5 protein-coding genes are annotated in these 6,222 nt (G+C 35.5%); 2 read left to right on the top strand and 3 right to left on the bottom strand.

Annotation, left to right across the window (positions count from 1 at the left end; genetic code table 11):
• Positions 1-213: 213 nt before the first annotated feature.
• The gene (locus AC1DTM_RS16345; RefSeq protein ID WP_016104451.1) at positions 214-1,113 is read right to left on the bottom strand and encodes a cation diffusion facilitator family transporter; all 900 of its coding nucleotides are present in this window, start codon (positions 1,111-1,113) and stop codon (positions 214-216) included.
• Positions 1,114-1,383: 270 nt separating this feature from the next.
• Here AC1DTM_RS16345 and AC1DTM_RS16340 point away from each other — a divergent pair, with 270 nt between their 5' ends.
• Complete coding sequence (locus AC1DTM_RS16340; RefSeq protein ID WP_367959795.1) at positions 1,384-2,457, top strand: beta propeller repeat protein; 1,074 nt, start codon at positions 1,384-1,386, stop codon at positions 2,455-2,457.
• Positions 2,458-2,502: 45 nt separating this feature from the next.
• Here the strand turns inward: AC1DTM_RS16340 and AC1DTM_RS16335 are convergent, their stop codons facing one another.
• Positions 2,503-3,603, bottom strand: a complete 1,101-nt coding sequence (locus AC1DTM_RS16335) for a DUF4179 domain-containing protein (RefSeq protein ID WP_477000493.1) — start codon at positions 3,601-3,603, stop codon at positions 2,503-2,505.
• Positions 3,600-4,166, bottom strand: coding sequence for a sigma-70 family RNA polymerase sigma factor (locus AC1DTM_RS16330; protein ID WP_002158441.1), 567 nt, complete (start codon positions 4,164-4,166; stop codon positions 3,600-3,602). The genes AC1DTM_RS16335 and AC1DTM_RS16330 overlap by 4 nt, the downstream gene beginning before the upstream one ends.
• Positions 4,167-4,431: 265 nt before the next feature.
• On the opposite strand from AC1DTM_RS16330, the gene asnB reads away from it, so the two are divergent.
• On the top strand, positions 4,432-6,222 hold a 1,791-nt coding region (gene asnB, locus AC1DTM_RS16325), incomplete at its 3' end, for an asparagine synthase (glutamine-hydrolyzing) (protein WP_477000492.1).

The following is a 6,222-nucleotide window of genomic DNA, read 5'->3' as shown; positions in this document are numbered from 1 at the left end:
AAACGGAGTTGACTACCCATCTTTTAAAAAACTCCTTTCTACGATCATTGAAAATGATAATCTTTATCAATTACCACTTTTGATTATAAAAGATGATTCTTAATAAGTAAAGTAATCTTATGAAATATTTACCTTACAAAGTATTTGTGGCCACATTATATATATGTATGCCACGCGAAAAATGTTATGACACTTTTTCATACCCTTTTTCTTTCATACTTTGCAAGTTGTCTCATTATGGTTAAATTCACCCTCAATTTCTACTTGAATGGTGACATGTTCTACATGAAATTTTTCCTTTAATACATCCGTTGCTTCTTTCAATACACTTTGCGTTTCATTACCTTTAATAATAAGATGGCAAGTTAGTACTTGAAAATCTGATGTTACGGACCATATATGTAAATCATGAACTTCTTTTACAATAGTAATATTTAATAATGTATTTTTCACCTCTTCAGCATCTATGTGCTGTGGTGCGCCTTCCATTAATATATGAACTGTATCACGTGTTACACGCCATCCACTTATAATAACTAAAATTGACACAAGAATACTAGCAACCGCATCTGCGGCATTCCAATCAAAAAATTTAATAAGCAACGCAGCAATAATTGCCCCGACTGAACCTAATAAATCGCCTAGTACGTGTAAGAAAGCACTCCTTAAATTCAAATTCCCTTTCACATCTCCGCCTCTCATTAATATCCAAGCTGATAAAATATTAATAAGCAAACCAAGTACAGCAATAATGAGCATCCCATTACTAGCAATCTCCACCGGTTCTTTAAAACGACGAATTGCTTCAATAAAAATATATACTGAAATGACAATAAGAACGACACCGTTACATAATGCCGCTAACATTTCGACACGCTTATACCCGTATGTTTTTGCAGCCGTTGCCGTTTTCTCTCCAAGCTTGAAGGCAAGTAAGCTTAAAGCGAGAGATACTGCATCACTTAACATATGCCCCGCGTCAGATAATAGTGCTAAACTATTCGTTACAAACCCACTAATAACTTCAGCAATCATAAAACTTGTCGTTAGTAGGAAAGCAATTAGTAACGCCTTTTTATTTTTGGAATGACCGTGATCATGTGAATGTCCCATACTAATGCTCCTTTAAGTGCAATATCTGTATGTTAGTATGAAACAAACTCACTCCCTTTATCCCGCATTAACGTCCGATTGGTGAAGGCTAATAATCAGTGGGGATGAACAAAACCCCCACTGATTAAAGTTTCACTTTATCCCGATTCCTTCTGTATACACACTTCGCTACTTTTCAAACAAGTCCTTTTTCTCAAATAAAAACAAGACTACTTCTTTTTTATTTTCATATTGTTTACTAATGAAAGAATTTTTAAGGAGGTTACTTAAATGAAACGTTTATTTCTCTGTATGGAGCGTGAACTTGTTGTAATAAAAGAACAAGATGGTAACTACGAAACGACTTACCACTTACAAAATATGCAGCCTACTTGTATTGCAGTTGATCCATTTCAAAAGAATCGTGTATATTGTGGAACATTTGGACGAGGTCTATGGTTAAGCGATGATGGTGGGGATTCATGGAGACCAATTGGAGATTCTTATCGTTACTTTGACTTTCCGAAAGAAGACGGTATTTTACATTCTTCAATCACTTCCATTACGATAAGCCCTAATGAACAAGTTAACGGATATGGAGTCGTTTATGTAGGTACAGAACCTAGTGCTTTATTTCGTTCAGAAAATGGCGGTGTAACGTGGACTGAACTTAAAAATATGAAATCATTATTATCTTCTTATACGTGGGCTTTCCCGCCTAGACCTTTTACCCATCACGTACGCTGGATTACAATTGATCCAAACAATCCAAATACAATCCACGTTTCCATCGAAGCTGGTGCTGTTATTCAAAGTAACGATAAAGGGCATACATGGATTGATAAAAAATTCGGTGCCCCTATCGATGCTCATCAATTACTCATGCACCCTGAAGTCCCAAATCGCCTTTATGCATCATGTGGTGATGGGTTTATGGGCGGACCTGATCGTGCCTATCTTGAAAGTTATAACAGTGGAAACAGCTGGATCTCATGTAGTGACGGACTTGAACATCATTATTTATACAGCATGGCTATCGACCCAGCTGATTGCGATACAATTCTCGTGTCTGCTGCACCGAGTGCTGATCTCGCTCATCACCGTATTCCTTATGAATCTTATATTTATCGAAAAACGAAAGATACTCCTTTCGAGCAAGTACAGCAAGGTCTACCATCTGCAATCGGTACAGTCATTTCGATGTTTGCTACAAATCCAGCCGAACCACATACGTTTTACACTTTAAATAACAATGGCATCTTTCAATCCACTGATAGCGGTGAAACGTGGGAACAACTAAACATTCCTTGGAAAGATGAGTATAAAACACAGCATCCACATGCTTTACTTGTAACTAGTTCTTAACAAAAAGCGACTGCCTAATTATTTATTTTAGGCAGTCGCTTGTCTTTATTTCTTTAAATCAATGACAATATCATCTAGAACAATATCTTTACTCTTCGCTTCTTTTTTCGGCACTTCTATTTTCTTCTCTTTCCCATTAACATACTCTACTCCACCATGATTTTCAGGTGTATGAACTTGCAAGTGCACGTGAGGTGTAACGATAAGCTTTGTTGCATTTTCGTTTAACTTTTGGAATGTGGAACTCCAATGGATATTGTAAGGATCGTTGCCACTTCCCCCATTTCCTTCACCCGAATAATCATTCCCTAAATCATCCGTGACCCTCAATTCAACATCTACACTATCCCATTCTTTCCTCGCACCCTTAGAAACTTCTTGATTGTAATAAAGAATAAATGAAACCGGCGACATTGCGACCTTTTCCATATTTGCTTTTATACCTTCTTTTTCCGAACTCCCACTAATTGTTCTCTCTTTACTATCCACTGATTTTACAGTTAACGCGAAATTCCAATTACCTTGTATTGATTTTTTCCTATCTGGCATCTCTATTCTCTCTATATTCCATCTAAAGTTTACTTTGTCCTTTTTATTACTACCATGGTGCGTCGTTGTTACCATACCTACATACTTTTTTTCAGTAACTTTAGTCATTTTACCACTTCCTGAACTACCATGAGCGTCCATTATATCCAATCCGCCTATTATGATAGGATCATCCCCTAAGTCTTGCTCACTTTCCAGTGAATACGTTATAGATACTGTTCTGCCATCAGAAATTACATCATTAATGGTAACCTTAACCCCATTACTCTCCCTCGTCATATTCAACTCAGTCGAAAACTCTTTATAATTTTCATATAACCCTGTTCTACCATTATCTAAAAATCGGAATATATCCCCTACTATTGGTAGTCCTCCAGCGTATGTAGGAAATCCGATGCCAAGCATGGCAACTGATACTCCTACTAAAATAGATGCAGCAGCGACACCTTTTTTCCAAGTTTTCATCTTTTTCTTCGTACGCATCGATTGTTTTAAATTACGTTTCACTTTTTCTTTTTCAATTTCAGAAGTCTMAATTTCCTTAAGTTCTTTTTCATCTATATCAATATCATTTAATAGTTCATAAATGTCTTTCATATTGCACTACCTCCAAAACTAATATTCGTAGCATTTTGTTGTAGTTTCTTTTTTCCCCGGTACACACGATTATCTATCGCTGCTCGAGTTAACCCTAATTTCTCTCCGATTTCCTCTGTCTTCATGCCAAGGAGATATTTCATAATGAATACTTTTTGATCTAACGGTTCCAATTGATTAATAAGCTTCAATAATTCTTCCCTATCTTCCATAACGATTAATTCGTCTTCTGCCGATTTTTCCGTACTTATATGAAACTCATCTGAAATGATTTCTACTTTTTTAGTTGCTTTCCGGTAATAATCAATTGCTTTAAACTTTGCAATCGCTGCAATCCATTTTTTAAAATCACTCGGCTCTCCATGAAACTTATTTGCGTTATTCCAAATGGAAAGAAATATATCATTTACACATTCCTCTATGAGTCCATCATTTTGAACTGGAAGAAGAACTTTATGCGTAATCCCCTTTATGAGTGGTAAGTATGTATCGACAACAAATTCTAGCGCATCTTCTTTTTGTCGCTGTAATCTTTTTATAAAATTTTTCTCATTTGATTTCATGTAGCGATTCCCCTTATTTTTTTGTAAAAGCTTTTACACTCTATATAACGTCCAGAAAAAAGTTTTCTCTCATCTTTTTTATTATTTTTTGTATGTAATGGAATACTTTTCCTTACCTATTGTCTCATATAACTTTGAATTTGAAGAAAATTTTCTCAAGTCTACAATTTAATTAACGTAGTACAATATTTACATAACCATTCTTTAACTTGGTGTACATTTTATTTCGTTAATCTAMTATTTAAAATTAGGAGATGAGATTTGTATGTGTGGAATTACAGGCTGGATAGATTGGAAGAAGGATCTTTCAAATCAACATGTTATTTTAGAAAAGATGGCAAATAGTATTCAGCATCGTGGTCCTGATGCTGAAGGATTTTGGTTTTCTCCTCGTGCGGCCTTTGCACACCGACGTTTAATTGTTATTGACCCAGAAGGCGGAACGCAGCCAAAAACATTTCGTGCCGGAGATTACACGTATGCTCTTACTTATAATGGAGAAATTTATAATTTTCGTGAACTGAGAGAACAACTTCAAAAATGTGGGCATGCCTTTGAAACTCACTCGGATACAGAAGTGTTACTACACGCTTATTTAGAATGGAAAGAAGACTGCGTGCAACGTTTAAATGGAATTTTCGCTTTCGCAATATGGGATGATCAGAAGCAACAATTGTTTTTAGCACGAGATCATTTAGGGGTAAAACCACTTTTTTATACAGAAAGAAATGACAGTATTATTTTCGGCTCTGAAATAAAAGCATTATTAGCTCACCCATCTGTTCCTGCTGAAATTGATGCGGATGGCATAAATGAAATATTTGGATTAGGATTATTTCGAACTCCAGGATGTGGCGTCTTTAAACATATTCAAGAAGTACGTGCTGGACATTTTATATCTTTTACACGTGATAAAAAGGTAGTTAAGAAGTATTGGAATTTAGAAAGTAAGGTCCATAAAGAATCTATCGAAGACACATCTTCACATATTTTATCTATCTTACAAGATACAATAAAAAGACAATTAATTGCCGATGTTCCTCTTGTTTGTATGTTATCAGGCGGATTAGATTCTAGCGGTATTACTGCACTAGCGGGGAAAGAATTTGCAGCGGAAAATAAAACACTTCATACGTATTCCGTTGACTTTGTAAATAGCGCAAAAGATTTCGAGCTGACATTTGCTCGCACTGGTTTAGACGCTCCTTGGGTAAAACATGTTTCTGAACATGTAGGGACATCGCATCATGATATTATTGTGAATGCTGAAGAATTAGCAAATCACTTATTCGTTCCCCTCCGTGCAAAAGATTTACCAAGTGCTGGCGAAATGGAAACTTCACTATATTTACTATTTTGCGAAATGAAAAAAGATGCAACCGTAGCTTTATCTGGAGAATCTGCTGATGAAGTATTCGGGGGGTATCCTTGGTTTCATCAAGAAGAACTATTATATGTAGATAAGTTTCCGTGGTTAACAAACTGGAAAAACACATCTTCTCTATTATTAAGCGACATAACAACTCAATGTAATCCTGAGCATTATATTAATAAACGATTCCATGAAGCTGTTCTTGAAGTACCTACTCTTGAAGGAGAAAGTAAAAAATCCGCGAAACAACGCCAAATGTTTTATTTATTTTTAACGAGATTTCTCCCGTTCTTACTTGACCGTAAAGACCGTATGAGTATGGCTGTAGGGTTTGAAGTTCGTGTACCATTTTGCGATTTTAGATTAGTTGAATATTTATGGAACGTTCCTTTCAACATAAAAAGTATTGATAATATTGAAAAAGGTATTTTACGTAGAGCACTGAAACCTGCTTTACCTGATGATGTGCGAAATAGAAGAAAAAGCGCTTATCCTACTTCACAAGATCCACATTATTTACAAACAATCCGTAATTTAACACTTGATATGTGCAGCAATAAAAACAATCCTGTTTTCTCACTTATTAACCATTCCATATTACTTGCAATTGCTGATCAAAGTAATAAAGTGGTTAACAATTTTGAAGCAAGAAGTGCTATGGAGTATATGCTACAAGTAAATGAA

The sequence above is a fragment of the Bacillus sp. P4_D3 genome, from assembly GCF_056401855.1.
Note: the sequence above shows the minus strand (reverse complement) of the source record. Positions and strands in the feature narration are given on the sequence as shown.

Bases quoted from the DNA above. Each gene is read 5' to 3' on its own strand.
- AC1DTM_RS16345 (WP_016104451.1), bottom strand. From the start codon at position 1,113: ATGGGACATTCACATGATCACGGTCATTCCAAAAATAAAAAGGCGTTA.
- AC1DTM_RS16330 (WP_002158441.1), bottom strand. From the start codon at position 4,166: ATGAAATCAAATGAGAAAAATTTTATAAAAAGATTACAGCGACAAAAA.
- AC1DTM_RS16340 (WP_367959795.1), top strand. From the start codon at position 1,384: ATGAAACGTTTATTTCTCTGTATGGAGCGTGAACTTGTTGTAATAAAA.